16 protein-coding genes and 2 pseudogenes are annotated in these 18,945 nt (G+C 62.3%); 10 read left to right on the forward strand and 8 right to left on the reverse strand.

The features are described from left to right. From EIEH_RS07950 to EIEH_RS07970, 5 genes are all read right to left on the reverse strand, one after another. On the reverse strand, positions 1-732 hold a 732-nt coding region (locus EIEH_RS07950), incomplete at its 3' end, for a type 2 GTP cyclohydrolase I (protein ID WP_035609204.1). A gap of 55 nt (positions 733-787) precedes the next feature. Further along, the gene (locus tag EIEH_RS07955; protein WP_172468368.1) at positions 788-1,792 is read right to left on the reverse strand and encodes an MBL fold metallo-hydrolase; all 1,005 of its coding nucleotides are present in this window, start codon (positions 1,790-1,792) and stop codon (positions 788-790) included. 54 nt (positions 1,793-1,846) lie between these two features. Then, positions 1,847-3,277 carry a deoxyribodipyrimidine photo-lyase gene (phrB, locus tag EIEH_RS07960; RefSeq protein ID WP_015872142.1) on the reverse strand — a complete coding sequence of 477 codons (1,431 nt, stop codon included), beginning with the start codon at positions 3,275-3,277 and terminating at the stop codon, positions 1,847-1,849. An 8-nt stretch (positions 3,278-3,285) separates the two neighbouring features. Further along, positions 3,286-4,239: a YbgA family protein gene (locus EIEH_RS07965; protein WP_015872143.1), complete on the reverse strand. Its 954-nt coding sequence runs from the start codon at positions 4,237-4,239 to the stop codon at positions 3,286-3,288. A gap of 100 nt (positions 4,240-4,339) precedes the next feature. After that, positions 4,340-4,540 carry a YbfA family protein gene (locus EIEH_RS07970; protein WP_015872144.1) on the reverse strand — a complete coding sequence of 67 codons (201 nt, stop codon included), beginning with the start codon at positions 4,538-4,540 and terminating at the stop codon, positions 4,340-4,342. Between the two features lie 415 nt (positions 4,541-4,955). On the opposite strand from EIEH_RS07970, the gene EIEH_RS07975 reads away from it, so the two are divergent. From EIEH_RS07975 to kdpE, 6 genes and pseudogenes are all read left to right on the forward strand, one after another. Continuing rightward, the gene (locus EIEH_RS07975) at positions 4,956-5,045 is read left to right on the forward strand and encodes an ATPase (protein WP_034164201.1); all 90 of its coding nucleotides are present in this window, start codon (positions 4,956-4,958) and stop codon (positions 5,043-5,045) included. Beyond that, a complete protein-coding gene (kdpA, locus tag EIEH_RS07980; RefSeq protein WP_015872145.1) occupies positions 5,045-6,742 on the forward strand; it encodes a potassium-transporting ATPase subunit KdpA in 1,698 nt (565 codons plus the stop codon). Before EIEH_RS07975 ends, kdpA begins: the two co-directional genes overlap by 1 nt. Before the next feature lie 25 nt (positions 6,743-6,767). Further along, positions 6,768-8,834, forward strand: a complete 2,067-nt coding sequence (gene kdpB, locus EIEH_RS07985) for a potassium-transporting ATPase subunit KdpB (protein ID WP_015872146.1) — start codon at positions 6,768-6,770, stop codon at positions 8,832-8,834. Positions 8,835-8,856: 22 nt separating this feature from the next. Continuing rightward, positions 8,857-9,477, forward strand: a complete 621-nt coding sequence (gene kdpC, locus EIEH_RS07990; RefSeq protein WP_015872147.1) for a potassium-transporting ATPase subunit KdpC — start codon at positions 8,857-8,859, stop codon at positions 9,475-9,477. 9 nt (positions 9,478-9,486) lie between these two features. After that, positions 9,487-12,195, forward strand: coding sequence for a two-component system sensor histidine kinase KdpD (kdpD, locus tag EIEH_RS07995; RefSeq protein ID WP_015872148.1), 2,709 nt, complete (start codon positions 9,487-9,489; stop codon positions 12,193-12,195). After that, positions 12,192-12,882, forward strand: a pseudogene (gene kdpE / locus EIEH_RS08000) (two-component system response regulator KdpE). The gene kdpD and the pseudogene kdpE overlap by 4 nt, the downstream one beginning before the upstream one ends. A 123-nt stretch (positions 12,883-13,005) precedes the next feature. Here the strand turns inward: kdpE and tnpA are convergent. The 3 genes and pseudogenes from tnpA to seqA all read right to left on the reverse strand — a co-directional run bounded on the left by tnpA (position 13,006) and on the right by seqA (position 15,863). Continuing rightward, positions 13,006-13,464, reverse strand: a pseudogene (gene tnpA / locus EIEH_RS08005) (IS200/IS605 family transposase). Positions 13,465-13,653: 189 nt separating this feature from the next. Beyond that, positions 13,654-15,294, reverse strand: a complete 1,641-nt coding sequence (gene pgm / locus EIEH_RS08010; RefSeq protein ID WP_015872150.1) for a phosphoglucomutase (alpha-D-glucose-1,6-bisphosphate-dependent) — start codon at positions 15,292-15,294, stop codon at positions 13,654-13,656. A gap of 29 nt (positions 15,295-15,323) precedes the next feature. Then, complete coding sequence (gene seqA, locus EIEH_RS08015; protein ID WP_015872151.1) at positions 15,324-15,863, reverse strand: replication initiation negative regulator SeqA; 540 nt, start codon at positions 15,861-15,863, stop codon at positions 15,324-15,326. Between the two features lie 290 nt (positions 15,864-16,153). Between seqA and EIEH_RS08020 the strand changes: the two genes are divergently transcribed. The 4 genes from EIEH_RS08020 to fur all read left to right on the forward strand — a co-directional run bounded on the left by EIEH_RS08020 (position 16,154) and on the right by fur (position 18,866). Next, a complete protein-coding gene (locus EIEH_RS08020; RefSeq protein ID WP_015872152.1) occupies positions 16,154-16,942 on the forward strand; it encodes an alpha/beta fold hydrolase in 789 nt (262 codons plus the stop codon). A 218-nt stretch (positions 16,943-17,160) separates the two neighbouring features. Beyond that, entirely contained in the window at positions 17,161-17,439 is a 279-nt protein-coding gene (gene ybfE, locus EIEH_RS08025) for a LexA regulated protein (RefSeq protein WP_015462092.1), read from the forward strand. 174 nt (positions 17,440-17,613) lie between these two features. Continuing rightward, a complete protein-coding gene (gene fldA / locus EIEH_RS08030; protein ID WP_015872154.1) occupies positions 17,614-18,141 on the forward strand; it encodes a flavodoxin FldA in 528 nt (175 codons plus the stop codon). 275 nt (positions 18,142-18,416) lie between these two features. Beyond that, entirely contained in the window at positions 18,417-18,866 is a 450-nt protein-coding gene (fur, locus tag EIEH_RS08035; RefSeq protein WP_015872155.1) for a ferric iron uptake transcriptional regulator, read from the forward strand. Positions 18,867-18,945: the final 79 nt, after the last annotated feature.

The following is an 18,945-nucleotide window of genomic DNA, read 5'->3' on the forward strand; positions in this document are numbered from 1 at the left end:
GGCGATATCGATAAAGGTAACGTCCAGATCATACTCTCTGGCCAGCCACTCCCCCAGCGCCATCACGCCACCGCGCTCGGTGGCGTGATGGCCGGCGGCAAAGAAGTGAATACCCATTTCGCGGGCAACGTGGATCGTCTGCTCTGACACCTCTCCGCTGATAAATGCGTCGACGCCAAAGGTAGCTGCCTGCTCAATAAATCCCTGTCCGCCGCCGCTGCACCATGCCACGCGCCGGATCAGTGTGGGTCCACTATCGCCGCAGTGTAGAACGCCGTGGTGCAGCTTACGCTCCAGACGCTCCGTCAGCTCTCCGGCGCTGCAGGGACTCTCCAGCTCGCCATAGGGCAACAGCGGTGCAATCAACCCACGCGGATCGATCCTTAGCCTCTGCGCCAGCTGGGCGTTATTGCCCAGCTCGGGGTGGGCATCCAACGGTAGATGGTAGGCATACAGGTTGATGTCGTTAGCCAGCAGCGTTTTCAGGCGCTGACGCCGCATCCCGCGCACCGTCGGCGACTCACTCTTCCAAAAGTATCCATGGTGAACCAGCACCGCATCGGCCCCGGCCGCCGCGGCGGCATCCAGCAGCGCCTGACAGGCGGTCACACCGGTAACGATGCGCTGCACCTCGCGGCGCCCCTCCACCTGCAGGCCATTGGGGGCGTAATCCTGCATACTGTCCACGTCAAGCAACCGGTTAATCCGCTGCTCCAAAACCAAATTATCCATGAGTTCTCCCGGGCAGGCGCCTGCCGCCATCATCGATCGTTTTGCGGATAATACGCTACTCCTCCCCTCCGGCAAACCGCGCCCGCTCCCCCTGGCGCAAATAGCGAAACGCCACGCCGCTGCGATTCCCGGCCACCAGCTGTGCCATGATCTGCTGCTCCGCCGCGACACCGGCCCGCAGCGATGGCTTGATATGCGATATCACCACCGGCAGCCCCGCCAGCGCCGCTTCACCACCGCTGTAGCGGGACAGATTGATCATCTCCTGATTCAGCAGCGCCGGGGTCAGGTGCCCAAACAGCTGCGTCTCGGGCGTCTCGTCGCTGAAGGAGGTCTCTATGATGATCCCCTTTAGCGCCTTACTGACCACCAGCGGCCCCAGTCGGCGCCAGATGTGGTCCAAGCGCTGGCTGTTCTCGACCCGATCGGCACCGGTGTCGCCAAAGTACGCAACGAACTCCCCCTCCCGCTCCAGCAGGATCATCGACGACGTCTCTCCGCCGTGGCTGAGGGGGTAGACCACCCCGCGCAGACCGCTGACGCCCAGCGTAAAGCGCTGCTCCGGGCGAACGCTGTAGATCCGGTAGGTGCCCAGCCGCTGCCCTTGCCCGGCATCGCTGAAGTTCGGCCAGCTCTTCCAGTTAAAATAGTGATTGCGCAGGGTATCGGCGCTGTCCGCCAGAGTGTAAATCGGTTTATGGCTATCCTCCGGCGCCGCCAGTAGCAGGCCAGCGACGTGATCCAAATGGGGATGGCTGATGAAGTAGGCGGCGATGAGCTCTCTCAGCACGTAGCCCTGCGGCGTCCAGGGCGCAGCACGCTCTGAGTTTACTGAGGGAAACGCCCCCAGCGCCAGCGCCCGGGCGATCCCCGGCAGAGTGCTACCCGCGTCCAGCGCAACATAGCGCTCATCGCGCTCATGGCGGATAAGATAGGCGTTCAGGTTATCACCGCTCAGTCCGCCGCCGCTGCCCAACGCCACCAGCTCAAACGCGGCCTGCGCGGGGCACATTGTCAGGCCGCACAGCAGCGCGCCGCCGGCCACCCATCTGCGCCACATCCTCTGCATCATCTGCCACTCTCCCTGTCTCTGCCACGCTGCGGCGCCTGCGCCTCATGCCGCGCCGTCGTCCCCGGCGCGGGCGCGGGCAAAGGCCAACAGCGTGTCCTGCCGCGCGCGGGCGTGATCGACCTGCGGATCGGGATAGTCTAGCACGCGCTGCCGCCGCAGCGCCCAGCGCTGAGGGTGATGAATGTCACTGTCCGGGACATCGCGCAGTTCAGGGAGCCACCGGCGGATAAACTGCCCCTGCGGATCATAGCGCTGCCCCTGTACACGCGGATTAAAGATGCGGAAATAGGGCGCAGCATCGCTGCCCGTTGAAGCGGCCCACTGCCAGCCGCCGTTGTTCGCGGCCAGATCGCCGTCGAGCAGCTGACGCAGAAAATAACGCTCGCCAAGGCGCCAGTCGATAAGCAGATCTTTGACCAGAAAGCTGGCCGTCAGCATGCGCAGCCGGTTATGCATCCAGCCGCAGCGGTTCAGCTGACGCATGGCGGCATCCACCAGCGGAAAGCCTGTCATCCCCTGCTGCCAGCGCAGCAGTCCCGCCGGATCGTCCCGCCAGCGGATCCGAGCCGTCCAGGGAATAAAGGGACGATGGCGACAGAGATCCGGCCAGGCCACCAGCAGGTGGCGGTAAAACTCACGCCAAATCAGCTCATTTAACCAGGCCTCAGCGCCGCTCGACAGGCCCGGCGACACCAGTGCCTGCGGCTGCAGCGCTGCCAGGCACTGGCGTGGCGATAACACTCCCAACGTCAGGTAAGGGGAGAGCTGGCTGGTTCCCGCCTGTGCAGGAAAATCGCGCCGTGCCGCATACGCCGCCAGCGCTCCGTGACAAAACTGCACCAGACGCGTCTGGGCTGCCGCCTCACCGGCTGGAAACAGCGCGCTATCCACCTCAGCATCCGGGTAATTGAAGCGCTCGGCCTGCACCGGTGGCGCAGAGCCTGGCTGGCGCGGCGACGGCGCGGGTAGCACGCGCAGATCGGCTGACATCAGACCGCGCAGAAAGGCGCGTTTAAACGGCGTAAAGACCTTAAACATCTGTCCCGCGCCGGTCAGCACCGTCCCCGGCGCCAGCAACAGCGCGTCGTCAAAGAAATGGCACGGGATGGTCAGCGCGGCGGCCAGCGCATCGTCGCGGCGCCGCTCATTCAGCTCATACTGCCGGTTGACAAACAGCGCATCGGCACGCTCACGCAGGCACACCTCGCGCACCGCCCGCGCCTGGGCCGCATAGTCGTCCACGCTCAGACAATACAGCGGGATCTGGCGCTGCCCCAGCGTCACCTGCAGCGCCAACAGATTCTGCCAGATAAACTGCGCCTGACGCGGCGCCATCTCCTGCGCCAGCCACTGGCGCGGTGTCGCCACATACAGCGCCACCACCCGGGCCCGGACATCGGCGCAGGCCGCGTGCAGCGCCCGGTTATCCGTCATGCGCAGATCGCTGCGCAGCCACACCAGGTGCGTCCTCATCGCGCCGCCTAATGACCGTAGCGCAGACGCAGGGCGTCCGGATAGGGGGAGAAATAGCGCTGCGATGCCAGATAGTCGTCCGGGTATTCCCGCAGGTAATGGTTGATCAGCGTCAGCGGCGCCAGCAGGGGCTGTATCCCCTGACGATACTGTAGGATCAGCTGGCTCAGCTCAGCACGCTGGGCAGGATTGAGGCGTGGGCTGAAATAGCCCTGTACGTGCTGCAGCACATTGGTATGGTTACGGCGTGAGGCGGGCTGTCGCATCAGCGCCATCAGCCGGTGACGGTATTCTGCAGCAAACGCCGCCGTCGAAGGCCACTGGCCCATCTCCGCCACCATCCGCCCCAGCGCACGGTAGGCTGGCTGAGAGTGGGCCAGCAACAGCAGCTTATAGCGGCTGTGGAACGCCACCAGCGCCCCGCGGCTCAGTCCCGACTGCCACAGCTGGTTAAACTCGTGCAACGCGTATACCCGGGCAATAAAGTTCTCCCGCAGCGCGCCGTCACTCAGGCGCCCATCCTCCTCGACCGGCAGCCAGGGCATCGCCGCCATCAGGGCGGCGGCGAACAGCCCCACCCCGCTTTTACGCGACTCGTACGGCGTATACACCTTCACCCGCTCCATGCCGCAGCTGGGCGAACGGGCGCAGAGGATAAAACCGCACAACGACTGCAGCTGCGGCAGCTGATGCGCGGCGAAATCCGCCATCGCCACCGTATAGTCCAGCGCCGGATCCCGGCTGTTGACCAGCGCCACCGGCGACGACGCCTCGCGGCGAATCAGGCGCAGCGCAGGGCGCGGCGACGGTAACCCGATCCCCATCTCAGGACACAGCGGCAGAAAATGAAAAAATGGCGCCAGGGTATCGGCAGCGAAGGCGAAGCGCCGGTGACCGCCGTCAAAGCGCACCGCCTGACCGAGCAGGCAGGCGCTGATCCCGACGGGAATGGCAGAAGACATGGCGTACCCTCCTTTGTTCTATCCCTGTGACCACGAGGAGTCGGTACGCCAAGTGTAGATTGCCGGACGGGGTTTGCCAGGCAGCGGGACGCGCGCGGGCTCAGAAAAAGTCGGGGCGGACCTTCTCCGATTCAGCCAGCCACACCGGCTTATCGCTGGTTTTCGACCAGACCCGGTGCAGATAGCTATAGAAGCGAGCCCGATCGTGACGCAGCAGCATCACGGGAAACGCCAGGGTACCCACCAGAATAACGCCGCAGCGGCGCAGCCAGATACGCGGCCAGGAATAGCGCTGATACATCGTGACTTCCTTGTAAATACGCCCGCGGGCAACGGCGCCGGGAGCGTCAAAAAGCGGCCAGAGACGGTGGCCAAAACGGCACCAACATAGCCCTTGGGAGCACAAAGATCAAGCACACCTCCGACCACTTGTCGCGCCCGCGTACACCGCTACGCCATCAAAGGAGACAAACGATAATGCCGACCGGTCTGGCGCATCGCCAGGCGTGGCGCATACCCATGACCTGCACAGGGGATCCACGCAATCCCCTTTATCGCCGCGGGCCTAAAGCCAGGCGCCCTCTGGTCACCGTCGCGCCTCCCCGCACAAGCCCGCCATTTTTATACTTTTTTTACGGCAGCCGCGCCGCTTTTTGCCTCATTTATACCCGAAAGCTCCTATCCTGATACTGTTATCGCGCTTAAGGAGATAAAGAATGACACTGGGACTGATCGCCTGTGCCGTACTGGTGCTGCTCCTGTTGGTTTATCTGGTGTACGCACTGTGGCATGCGGAGGACTTCTGATGTTTGCCAATGCACTGATGCTCCTCGGTCTGCTGATACTGCTGTTGCTGATCCTGGCTCCGCTGCTGGGCAGCCTGCTGAGCCGTCTGATCGACGGCGAACCGTACCGCGCCATGGCGCGCACGGAAAATACCCTGTGGCGCCTGTGCGGCGTGACGCCTCACGAGATGGACTGGCGTCACTATCTGCTGGCCATCCTCGCCTTTAACCTGTTGGGCATTGTGCTGCTGTTCGCACTGCTGATGGCGCAGGGTCTACTGCCACTCAACCCCCAGGGCTTTCCCGGCCTGCGTTGGGATTTGGCTCTCAATACCGCCGTCAGCTTTGTCACCAATACCAACTGGCAGGCCTATAGCGGCGAAAGCAGCCTGAGCTACCTCAGCCAGATGGCCGGACTTGGCGTACAAAACTTTCTGTCGGCAGCCAGCGGCATCGCCGTGTTGTTTGCCCTGATCCGTGCTTTCGCCCGCCACGCCGATCCATCTCTGGGCAACGCTTGGGTCGATCTGTGGCGCATCACCCTGTATGTCCTGCTACCGCTGTCGCTGCTGCTGAGCCTGCTCTTTGTCAGTCAGGGGGTGATCCAGAATGTTAGCGGCTATGTCAGCGTGACATCGCTGGAGGGGGGCTCCCAGCTGCTGCCGATGGGGCCGGTCGCCTCCCAGGAGGCCATCAAGCTGCTCGGCACCAACGGCGGCGGCTTTTTTGGCGCCAACTCCGCTCACCCATTTGAAAACCCGACCGCGCTGAGCAACCTACTGCAGATGGTGGCGATCTTTCTACTGCCGACCGCCCTGTGCTTCGCCTTCGGCCGCAGCGTCGGTGACAGCCGTCAGGGTCACGCACTGCTGTGGACCATGTCGCTGATCTTTATCGTTGCCGCGGGCTGTGTGATGTACGCCGAGCTGCAGGGTAACCCGCATCTAATGGCGCTGGGCACCGACAGCAACGGCAATATGGAGGGTAAGGAGAACCGCTTCGGTATCCTCGCATCCGCTCTGTATGCCGTTGTGACTACCGCCGCCTCCTGCGGCGCGGTCAACGCCATGCACGACTCCTTCACCGCCCTGGGCGGCATGGTGCCAATGTGGCTGATGCAGATAGGCGAGGTGGTCTTCGGCGGCGCGGGCAGCGGGCTCTATGGCATGTTACTGTTCGTCCTGCTCACCGTCTTCATCGCCGGGTTGATGATCGGCCGCACCCCCGAATACCTGGGGAAAAAGATCACTGTCTTCGAGGTGAAGATGACCGCGCTGGCCATTCTGATCCCACCGGCCCTGGTGCTCACCGGCAGCGCCATTGCCCTGCTGTGTGACGCCGGACGCAGCGCGATCCACAATCCGGGCGCCCATGGATTCAGCGAGGTGCTGTACGCCTTCTCCTCCGCCGCCAACAACAACGGCAGCGCCTTCGGCGGCCTGAGCGTCAATACACCGTTTTACAACCTGCTGCTGGCGCTCGTCATGCTGATCGGCCGCTTCGGAGTGATCATCCCAGTAATGGCGATCGCTGGCGCCCTGGCGCTGAAAAAACGCCAACCGGCCGGTAACGGCACCCTGGCTAGCCATGGTGCGCTGTTTGTCAGCCTGCTGATCGGCACCATCCTGCTGGTCGGAGCCTTAACCTTCATTCCGGCACTGGCTCTCGGGCCAGTAGCTGAACAGCTACAAAACACGCGGGCACATATCCAGCCGTAAGCGCAAGGCAATAGAGAGAATCATCATGAGTCACCAACAGCGAGCCCTGTTCGAACCTGCTCTGCTCAAGACCGCGCTACGGGATGCCCTGCGCAAATTGGATCCACGTGTCCAATGGCGCAACCCGGTGATGTTTGTGGTCTATCTGGGCAGCCTGCTGACCAGCTTTATCTGGCTGATGATCCTAAGCGGTCATACCGGCGGCAATGCCGCCTTCACCGGCAGCCTGACACTGTGGTTATGGTTTACCGTACTGTTTGCCAACCTGGCCGAGGCGCTGGCTGAAGGGCGCAGCAAGGCACAGGCTGAGAGTTTGAAAGGAGTGAAGAAGAGCGGCTGGGCCAAAAAACTGCAACAGGCGCAGTACGGCACCCCGTGGCAGAAGGTAGCCGCCGAAAGCCTGCGCAAAGGCGACCTGGTTCTGGTCGAGGCGGGCGATACCCTGCCCTGCGACGGCGAGGTGCTAGAGGGCGGCGCATCGGTGGATGAAAGCGCCATCACCGGGGAGTCGGCGCCGGTAATCCGCGAGTCCGGCGGCGACTTCTCCTCGGTTACCGGCGGCACCCGCGTGCTCTCCGACTGGCTGGTGGTGCAGTGCAGCGTCAACCCCGGCGAAACCTTCCTCGATCGCATGATCGCGATGGTGGAAGGTGCCAAGCGTCGCAAGACGCCCAACGAGATCGCCCTGACCATCCTGTTGATCGCTCTGACGATAATCTTTTTGCTGGCCTGCGCTACCCTGTACCCCTTCTCGCTGTTCAGCGCACAGGCCAGCCAAATGGGCAGCCCGGTAACCGTAACCGTGCTGGTGGCGTTGCTGGTCTGCCTGATCCCCACCACCATCGGCGGCCTGTTGTCCGCCATCGGCGTCGCCGGAATGAGCCGGATGTTGGGCGCCAACGTGATCGCTACCAGCGGCCGGGCAGTCGAGGCTGCCGGGGATGTCGACGTCCTGCTGCTGGATAAGACCGGTACCATCACCCTGGGCAACCGCCAGGCCTCCGAGTTTCTGCCGGTCAGTGGCGTCAGCGAGCAGGTGCTGGCCAGCGCCGCGCAGCTGGCCTCCCTGGCGGACGAAACCCCGGAGGGACGCAGCATCGTGGTGCTGGCCAAACAGCGTTTTAACCTGCGCGAACGCGACCTGAGCAGCCTGAACGCCACCTTTGTCCCCTTCTCCGCCCAGACCCGCATGAGCGGAGTCAACATCCAGAGCCGCATGATCCGCAAAGGCTCCGTCGATGCGATCCGCCGCTACGTCGAGTCCGCCAGTGGCCACTTTCCCCGCTCGGTGGAGGAGGCCGTCGAGCGCGTAGCGCGCAGCGGCGCCACCCCGCTGGTAGTGGCGGAGGATGCCCGCATCCTCGGCGTCGTCGCGCTGAAGGATATCGTCAAGGGGGGGATCAAAGAGCGCTTCGCCGAGCTGCGGCGCATGGGGATCAAAACGGTGATGATCACCGGCGATAACCGCCTGACCGCCGCCGCTATCGCCGCCGAGGCAGGGGTAGATGACTTCCTGGCCGAGGCGACGCCGGAGGCCAAACTGGCGCTGATCCGCCAGTATCAGGCTGAAGGACGTCTGGTCGCCATGACCGGAGACGGCACCAACGACGCCCCGGCGCTGGCCCAGGCCGACGTAGCGGTGGCGATGAACTCCGGCACCCAGGCGGCCAAAGAGGCCGGCAACATGGTCGACCTGGACTCCAACCCGACCAAGCTGATCGAGGTGGTACACATCGGCAAGCAGATGCTGATGACCCGTGGCTCGCTGACCACCTTCAGCATCGCCAACGATGTGGCCAAGTACTTCGCCATCATCCCGGCCGCCTTTGCCGCCACCTACCCACAGCTAAACCGGCTCAACGTGATGCACCTGAGCTCACCGACGTCAGCCATCATGTCGGCGGTGATCTTCAACGCGCTGATCATCGTCTTACTGATTCCGCTGGCTCTGCGCGGCGTAAGCTACCGCCCGCTAAGCGCCGGGGCGCTGCTGCGGCGCAACCTGTGGTTTTACGGTGTTGGCGGGCTATTGGTGCCCTTTGCCGGCATCAAGATTATCGACCTGTTTTTAACGCTGTGCGGCCTGGTCTAAATGCCGCCCCAAGGAGAAGATGATGGCGCTACCGCTGTTACGCCCCACACTGATGATGATGTTGATCCTCACCCTGATCACCGGCGTCGTCTACCCGCTGCTGAGTACCGCACTGGCACAGCTGATGTTCCCCCAGCAGGCCAACGGATCCCTGCTGGAGCGCGGCGGGCATACAGTCGGCTCAGCGCTGATCGGTCAGTCGTTCCTGCGTGACGACTACTTTTGGTCGCGCCCATCCGCCACCGCCGACCATCCCTATAATGCCCAGTCCTCCGGCGGCAGCAATCTGGCGGTCAGCAACCCGCTGCTGACTCAGACCCTGGCCGTGCGCGCCGAACGCCTGCGCCTGCACGATGCGCAAGAGCCCGTCGGCGAGCCGATACCGGTCGATCTGCTCACCGGCTCCGCCAGCGGCCTCGACCCCGATATCTCGCCGCCGGCCGCCCACTATCAGGCGGCGCGTGTCGCCGCGGCACGAGGCCTACCGCTGGACAGCGTCGAGGCTCTGATTACCAGACTCCAGCGCGACAGCTGGCCGGCCTTTATCGGGCAGCCGACAGTAAACGTATTGAGTCTGAATCTGGCATTGGATCAGCTATCATCGGATCCGGCACTACGCCACTCCTCATCGTCCTCTGAATAAGGATACGCTATGGTCGACGACGAACAACGCCCGGATCCGGACACCCTGCTGGCACAGGTCGGTGAACCGGCGCGCGGCAGGCTCAAGGTCTTCTTCGGTGCCTGCGCAGGCGTCGGGAAAACCTATGCCATGCTGCAGGAGGCGCAGCGCCTGCGTGCCCAGGGGCTGGACGTGGCGATCGGGGTCGTGGAAACCCATGGCCGCAGCGAAACCGCCGCCCTGCTCGACGGTCTGGAGCTGCTGGCGCAAAAGCGGATCCAACACCGGGGACGCCAGATCCGCGAATTCGACCTCGACCGGGCGCTGGCGCGCGCCCCGGCGCTGATCCTGATGGATGAGCTGGCGCACACCAATGCCCCCGGCTCTCGCCACCCCAAGCGCTGGCAGGACGTTGAGGAGCTGCTGGCGGCCGGTATCGACGTCCTGACCACCGTCAACGTACAGCATCTGGAGAGCCTGAACGACGTGGTCGGTAGCGTTACCGGCGTCCAGGTTCGGGAAACGCTGCCCGACCGGCTGTTTGACGCCGCCAGTGAAGTGGTACTGGTCGATCTGCCGCCGGATGACCTGCGTCAGCGTCTCAAGGAGGGCAAGGTCTATATTCCGGGTCAGGCCGAGCGCGCCATCGAGCACTTTTTCCGTAAGGGAAACCTGATCGCCCTGCGGGAGCTGGCCCTGCGCCGCACCGCCGATCGGGTCGATGATCAGATGCGCGCCTTCCGCAGTGGCCCCGGCGGCAGCCGGGTCTGGCACACCCGCGATGCCCTGCTGCTGTGCATCGGCCAGTACGCCGACAATGATAAGCTGGTACGCACCGCCGCCCGTCTGGCCGGGCGACTGGGCTGCGTCTGGCACGCCGTCTACGTGGAGACGCCACATCTGCACCGCCTGCCGGAAAACGAGCGGCGTGCCATCCTGCGCAGTATGCGCCTGGCGCAGGAGCTGGGGGCGGAAACGGCCACCCTCTCCGACACTGCCCCGGAGCACGCTATTCTACGCTACGCCCGCGAACATAATCTGGGCAAAATTTTATTGGGTCGCCGCCAGCGCGAGGCCCGGCGGCTGCGCTGGCCCGGCGCCAGCTTTGTCGACCGACTGGCCCGCCTGGGCCCTGACCTCGACCTGTTGATCGTCGCCGTCGAGGATCGGCCCAGCGGCCCGCGGGAAAACGATCCGCGCCCGTTCGGCGAAAAGTGGCGGGTGCAGATCCAGGGGTTCCTGGTGGCCGCGGCGCTGTGCGCGGTGATTTCGCTGTGCGGTAAGCTGATACAGCCCACCTTCGATCAGGTCAACCTGGTGATGGTCTACCTGCTCGGCGTGGTGGTGGTGGCGCTATTCTTTGGCCGCTGGCCGTCGGTGTTCGCCGCCTGCATCAGCGTCGCCAGCTTCGATCTGTTCTTCGTGCAGCCACAGTGGTCCTTTGCCGTCAGCGACGTCCAGTATCTGGTCACCTTTGGCGTGATGCTGATCGTCGGTATTCTGATCGGGAACCTCACCGCCGGCATGCGCTATCAGGCACGGGTAGCGCGCTACCGCGAGCAGCGCGCCCGCCACATGTATGAAATGTCCAAGGCGCTGGGCAACGCGTTAAATCACGACGCAGTGGTACGCAGTGCCTGCGCCTCCCTCAATCACAGCTTTGGCGCCCGCACCACGCTGCTGCTGCCGGACGGCGATGGCCTGCTACGGCCCCGTCACGGCGATGAGGCCGGGGTAACCAACGTCGATCTGGCCATTGCCCAGTGGTGTCTGGATCGCCGCCAGCCCGCCGGCGCCGGAACCGATACCCTGCCCGGCGTTCCCTATCAGTTGCTGCCCCTCTCCAGCGCCCAGAACACCTTTGGCGTACTGGCCATTGAACCGGCCAACCTGCGCCAGCTGATGGTACCGGAGCAGCAGCGTCTGCTGCAAACCTATACCGTCATGATCGCCAATGCGCTGGAGCGCCTGCACCTGGCCCACAGCGCGGCCGCCGCCCGCCTGGAGGCCGAGCGCGAGCAGCTGCGCAACTCGCTGCTGGCCGCACTCTCCCACGATCTGCGCACCCCGCTGACGGTACTGTTCGGGCAGGCGGAGATACTGACGCTGGATCTGGCCAGCGAGCGCTCGGTCCATGCCCCACAGGCGGAGGAGATCCGTCAGCAGATCCTCAACACCTCGCGTCTGGTCAATAACCTACTGGACATGGCCCGCATTCAGTCCGGCGGCTTTCGTCTGCGCAAGGCGTGGCAGTCGCTGGAGGAGATCGTCGGCAGCGCCATCCATACGCTGGAGCCGATGCTGGTAGGCCATCCCCTCGCCCTCAGTCTGCCGGCAGATTTGCCGCTGGTGAACTGCGATGGGGCGCTCATTGAGCGCGTCCTGCAAAACCTGCTGGAGAACGCGGGGAAATACGCCGGCAACACGGCCAGCATTGCCATCCTCGCACGGGTCGGCGCCGATGGGCTCGAAGTAGAGGTCAGCGACAGTGGACCAGGGATCGCCGCCGAGCAACGGCCACATATCTTCAATAAGTTTACCCGCGGCGATAAAGAGTCCGCCATTCCCGGCGTCGGTTTGGGGTTAGCGATTTGCCGTGCCATTATTGATATACATGGTGGTAGAATCTGGGTCGAAAGCCCGCCGCAGGGCGGCGCCCATTTTCACTTTACCCTACCGCTGGAAACCGTGCCGGAGATCGACCCGGAAACCGATAAGGAGATGACAGACAACCCGTGACAGCCGTCCCCATCACTATTCTGATCGTCGAAGACGAACAGGCCATCCGCCGCTTTGTGCGTGCCGCCCTGGAAAACGAAGGTTGGCGCGTCACGGACGCCGATGGTCTGCAGCGAGGGCTGATCGAAGCCGCAACCCGCCAGCCGGATCTGATCATTCTCGATCTGGGGCTACCGGACGGCGACGGTATGGAGTTCATCCGCGATCTGCGCCGCTGGAGCGCCATTCCGGTGATCGTACTTTCAGCGCGCTGCGATGAGGCCGACAAGGTTGAGACTCTCGACACCGGCGCCGAGGATTTCCTGAGCAAGCCCTTCGGCGTCGCGGAGCTACTGGCGCGGGTGCGGGTGGCGCTGCGGCGTCATACCCGCCAGCAGCAGGAGATCCCGCAGATCTGCTTCGCAGACGTACAGGTGGATCTGCTGGCACGCAACGTTACCCGGCACGGTGAGCTGCTGCACCTCACGCCGATCGAGTTTCGCCTGCTGGCCGAGCTCATCGCCAACAGCGGTAAGGTGCTGACACAACGCCAGCTGCTCAGCAGCGTCTGGGGGGCCAAACTACGTCGAGCACAGCCACTACCTGCGCATCTATATGGGACACCTGCGCCAAAAGCTGGAGGCGGAACCGGCCCGTCCACGCCACCTGCTGACCGAAACCGGCGTTGGCTACCGCTTTATGCCCTAGCTCACATCTCCCTGGCGTACACCCGTAATAAATATCCTCCGGCATAGCCGGAGGTTTTTCGGATGCGCCTATAAGGCTCTGTTACCAGCCGCGCCCTAACAGGCACATTTGCATCAGACTTCGTTACTTACGGCCCGTAAACGGGCTACCCGGATAAGGGAGCGATAACTGCTCACCCATTTTATCCTCTGCAATCTGGTGTTTTATGTATTCCTGTATCTTCGCCCTGTTCTTACCCACCGTATCTACGGTGTATCCTCGACACCAGAACTCCCTGCTCCTGTATCTAAACTTCATATCCCCAAACTGCTCAGACAACATCAGACTGCTTTTCCCTTTCAGATACCCCATAAAGCCGGACACACTCATTTTGGGCGGAATTTCCACGAGCATATGGATATGATCTGCGCAACATTCCGCTTCCAGGGTTCATACGTTTTTCCACTCACACAGTTTTCTTAAGATGCTGCCTATTGCCCTGCGTTTCTCTCCGTAGAACGCCTGCCTTCGGTATTTTGGCGCAAAGACTATGTGATATTTACAGTTCCATCGGGTGTGCGCTAAGCTCTTCTCATTCCCCATTGGGACCCCCTTTTGATTTCTTGTTGAACGTTTGCAGTTGCCAGACCGCAAGGTGTTTTAACAAATCAAAAGGGGTTTTAATAACTGGCTCAAAGCTGAGAGCTTTCCGGAACCCCCAGCCTAGCTGGGGGTTTTCCATCGACAAAAAACGCCGCGCAGTGCGCGGCGTTGCGGTGGATAATGACGCGCTTAAGCGTTAGTCAGTACGGCGCTCACAATATCGACCGCCTCTTTCTCGATACGCTGGCGATGTTCCGCCCCCAAGAAGCTTTCACAGTAGATCTTGTAGGCCTCCTCGGTGCCGGAGGGACGCGCGGCAAACCAGCCGTTGTCGGTCATGATCTTCAGCCCGCCGATCGGCGCATCATTGCCCGGGGCGCGGGTCAGGCGCGCGGTGATCGGATCACCCGCCAGCCGGTCTGCCTGCACCATCTCCGGAGAGAGGCGGGAGAGCGCCGCCTTCTGGGCATGGGTCGCCGGCGCCTGCAGGCGGTTATAGCTCGGCGAGCCAAAGCGCGCTGCCAGCGCATCGTAGTGCTGCTGCGGATTCTTACCGGTCTGGGCGGTGATCTCGGCCGCCAGCAGGCACAGGATGATGCCATCCTTATCGGTGGACCACGGCGTACCGTTGAAGCGTAGGAACGATGCCCCGGCGCTCTCTTCACCGCCAAAGCCGAGGCTGCCGTCAAACAGGCCGTCGACAAACCACTTGAAACCGACCGGCACTTCCACCAGACGGCGATCCAGCGCCTTAACCACCCGATCGATCATCGCGCTGGAGACCAGCGTCTTACCCACAGCCACCTCGGCCCCCCACTGCGGACGGTGGCGGAACAGGTAGTCAATGGCCACGGCCAGATAGTGGTTCGGGTTCATCAGCCCGGTCGGCGTTACGATGCCGTGACGGTCGTAGTCCGGGTCATTGGCAAAGGCCAGGTCGAAGCGATCGCGCAGCGCCAGCAGCCCCGCCATGGCACTTTCTGAAGAGCAGTCCATGCGGATCACGCCGTCGTGGTCCAGATGCATAAAGCGGAAGGTCTGATCGATATGGTCGTTGACCAGCGTCAAATCCAGGCCGTAATGCTCGCCGATGCGCTGCCAGTATTCGATACCGGAGCCGCCAAGCGGATCGACGCCCAGCGTCAGACCGGCGCGCTGAATCGCTGGCATATCGACGATATCGCGCAGATCCTCGACGTAGGGCTGCACCAGGTCGCGCGCATGGATATGGCCGCTGCGCCAGGCCGCCTCCAGCGTCAGACGTTTCACACCGGCCAGCTCCTGCGCCAGCAGCTGGTTGGCACGCTGCTCGATAACGCTGGTCAGATTGGTATCCGCTGGGCCGCCGTTGGTCGGGTTGTATTTGATGCCACCATCTTCAGGCGGGTTATGGGAGGGCGTAATCACAATACCGTCGGCCAGCGCGCCGCCGCGACGGTTATGGGTCAGAATGGCATGTGACACCGCCGGCGTCGGGGTAAAGCCATTGCTCTCCTGCACCACCACCGCAACACCGTTGGCACTCAGCACCTCCAGCACGCTGATGAAGGCCGGCTCAGAGAGCGCATGGGTATCTTTACCGACAAAGCAGGGCCCCTCGACGCCATTGGCCTTACGCACCTCGGCAATCGCCTGGGCGATCGCCAGAATGTGCGCCTCGTTGAAGCTTTGGCGCTGTGCGCTGCCGCGGTGACCTGAGGTGCCGAACTTCACGGCGTGGGACGGATTATCCGCCTGCGGACGCAGGCTGTAATACTGTGCAGCCAGCTGAGCCACATTGATCAAATCGCTCTGTCGGGCGGGCTGCCCGGCACGCGGGTGATTTGCCATCTGCGCTTCTCCCTAACGCTTGTTATTTATCAAATGGTGCCGCAAACCTTCTCGATCAGCTCCATGGGGAACTGCATCGCCAGCATGATGTGTTCGACCATCGCGCGCTTGCGGCCTGAGTTGGTATTGGTGATCACCCAATAAGGGGTACCGGGTACCTGCTTGGGCTTGGTGTGATTGCCACTCTGCAGCAGCGTATTGCGATCGCCGGCAAAGTAGACACGGGTGCGCCCGTGCAGGGCATCCGTTGCCGCCGCAAACCCATCGGCGTCAATGGCGTACAGCGTGGTCAGGATCAGCATAAAGCGGCTGACCGCCCTGTTCTGTTCAGCATACTCATCCGACAACAGCAGCTCACGCATGGTGCGCACGCGATCCTGCGGCCGGGATACCGCCGTGGCGGGGGGAGTCACCAGCGTCGGCAACGCCGCGCCAGCGACGGCGGCCGTCTTGCTCTCCATACCGACTTTCAGCAGCCGGCGCAGAATGTCGGAAGCACTCTCGCCAATCCGCTGGGTGTGGCTGGCAATATAGCGGTAGAGCTCCTCATCGACTTCAATCGTTTTCATCGTTATCCAGTACTTTTGCTACGTGGTCAGATTGGATTATAAGGTTAAACGCCCTGAGCGGATAGCGTTTAGCGCCACGGCAGGGTGATTAACGCCCATTTTGACGCCTCCACCGATGCGGCGTGCGAGCGGTACCGACGATCATGCGGTCCGGGAATCGGCACAGTCGGTGATCCTGCTGGGGTCAACCCCGCCGAGCGCGGTGCGAACTCACGGGCACTCGGCCAGCGGACAATTCAATGTCGTCGTGGTAACCTGTGCGCAACATTAGCTGAACAATTTATCTCGCCATGATCCTGACGCTGAATCACCTGCTGCTGCGGGCGCCGCAGCCGCCGAGCCAACCGCCACTGCTGCTGATCCACGGTCTGTTCGGTTCTCTGGACAACCTGGGTCAGCTCGCCCGCTCGCTCAACCCCCAGCGCGACGTGCTGTTGGTCGATTTGCGCAACCACGGCCAGTCCCCCCATACCCCCGAGATGAACTATGATCTGCTCGTTGGGGATCTCATCGCGCTGATCGACGCCTACGGCCTGGCGCCGCTGGATATTATTGGCCACTCCATGGGTGGCAAAGCGGCGATGCGTCTGGCGGCGCTTGCTCCGCAGCGCCTGCGCCGCCTGGTGGTGCTGGATATAGCGCCGGTGGCCTACCCCACCCGCCGTCACGACACCGTCTTTGCCGCCCTGAACGCAGTGACGGCGGCAGCGGCACAGACGCGCCCGCAGGCGGCGCAGATCCTGCGCCGCTTTCTGCCGCAGGAGGGAGTGGTGCAGTTTCTGCTCAAATCCTTTCACCAGGGGCGCTGGCGCTTTAATCTGGCGGCCCTGCAGCAGCATTACCCACAGATCCTCGGCTGGCAGCCGCAGGGCCCCCATCAGGGGGCGACGCTGTTCATCAAGGGCGCCGACTCCCCCTATATTCTCGATGACTATCGCGGGGCCATAGCCCGCCAGTTTCCCCGCGCCCGCGCCCACGTGGTAAGCGGCAGCGGCCACTGGCTGCACGCCGAACAGCCAGACAACGTCCTGCGTGCGGTGCGCCGCTTTCTCGATACGCCCCCCGACGCAGGGGCATAGCGTAAAAAGCCGGGCTAAGCGGATTGTGCCATCGACGGTGTGGGAATGCGCACCGACGCCGATAAGGGATTGTCGCTGATCCACTCCCTGGGGTATGATGGCGTGCTAAAATGGGCGGCGCGTCCCCGTACGGTGCCGTCGGGTGAAATCCCGTATATATGTTAATCGGAGTCCGGGGTTCCCGTACTCCCTTCTCCTTGCAGTACCGCTACCTGAATATGGCCAAAGAACAAACGGACCGCACGACGCTCGATCTGTTCGCGGAAGAACGTCGTCCAGGTCGTCCCAAAACCAACCCGCTTTCCCGGGAAGAGCAGCTGCGGATTAACAAGCGCAACCAGCTGCGGCGCGACCGGGTTAAAGGGCTGCGCCGCGTCGAGCTGAAGATGAATGAAGAGGCGGTCGATCTCCTCAACCGTCTGGCTCAAGAGCGCAACATCAGCCGCAGCGAGCTGATCGAGCAGATGCTGCTCAGTCAGCTACCGCTGGATACCTGACCCGCCCGGCGCTGCGCACAATGACGATAAAGCCGCGACGCCAAAGATGTTATAGTATCCCTCTGCTAGGTAGGCTGAGTGTATGGCCACGTCCCGTTGGGCTCAGCGCCTATCCCGACCGTCGGCCGGGACACAGCCTGATTTAATTTCTGAGATAAAAGGTAAATTCGCGATATGGCAATCGTAGGTATTTTCTTTGGCAGCGACACCGGCAACACGGAAAACATTGCTAAGATGATCCAGAAGCAACTGGGTAAAGACGTTGCTGAAGTTCATGACATTGCCAAGAGCAGCAAGGAAGACCTTGAGGCGTTCGATATTCTTCTGCTGGGTATCCCCACCTGGTACTACGGCGAAGCGCAGTGCGACTGGGATGACTTCTTCCCCTCTCTGGAGGAGATCGACTTCTCCGGTAAACTGGTTGCCCTGTTCGGTTGCGGCGATCAGGAAGACTATGCCGAGTACTTCTGCGATGCAATGGGCACCATCCGCGAGCTGGTCGAGGCGCGTGGCGCGACCATCGTCGGCCACTGGCCGACCGCCGGATACCACTTTGAGGCCTCCAAGGCGCTGGTCGACAGCAACACCTTCGTCGGTCTGGCCATCGATGAGGATCGTCAGCCGGAGCTGACCACCGAGCGCGTGGACGCCTGGGTCAAGCAGCTCAGCACAGAGATGCATCTGGCTGATATCCTGGGTTAATGTCTGCCGCCTGCCGGCGCGGGACACCGTTTAATAGCCGGCAGGTATTTCAACCATCAATAAAAACGATAATGCGCAGTTCGCTGCGTCATTTGTTTCTATCTTCCTCATTACTCGTGGGTTATATCAAGCCCGCGCCGCAGGCACCCCGTTCCGGGCACACCGCGCCACGGTTCCCATTTAGAGATATCGGCCTTATAATGAATCTCACTATTATTTTCCGTTCGGTAACGGCCCTTGGGCGCTGCCGGGCGCTGTGACAGGACAGAATCCGAATGACCGACAACAACACCGCGTTAAAGAAAGCTGGCCTTAAAGTCACGCTTCCCCGTCTCAAGATTCTGGAAGTACTGCAAGATCCTACGTGCCATCATGTCAGTGCTGAAGACTTGTACAAGAAGCTAATCGATATGGGCGAGGAGATCGGTCTGGCGACTGTATACCGCGTACTCAACCAGTTTGACGATGCCGGCATCGTGACCCGCCATAACTTTGAGGGCGGTAAATCGGTTTTTGAGCTGACCCAGCAGCACCACCACGATCACCTGATCTGCCTGGACTGCGGCAAGGTCATCGAATTCAGCGATGAGTCCATTGAGAAGCGTCAGCGCGAAATCGCGAAAAAGCACGGCATCCAGCTGACCAACCACAGCCTGTATCTCTACGGCCACTGCGCCGAAGGCGACTGCCGTAGCGATGAGACCCTGCACGATGAAAAGGCCTGAGTGACCTGGCGCCCACAGCAGGCGACGACGCGGCCCAGCGGGGCCGTTTTTTTCCCTGCGCGACAGCGGGCAAAAAAAA

It is taken from the genome of Edwardsiella ictaluri ATCC 33202 (assembly GCF_000264785.1).
Lineage (GTDB): Bacteria > Pseudomonadota > Gammaproteobacteria > Enterobacterales > Enterobacteriaceae > Edwardsiella > Edwardsiella ictaluri.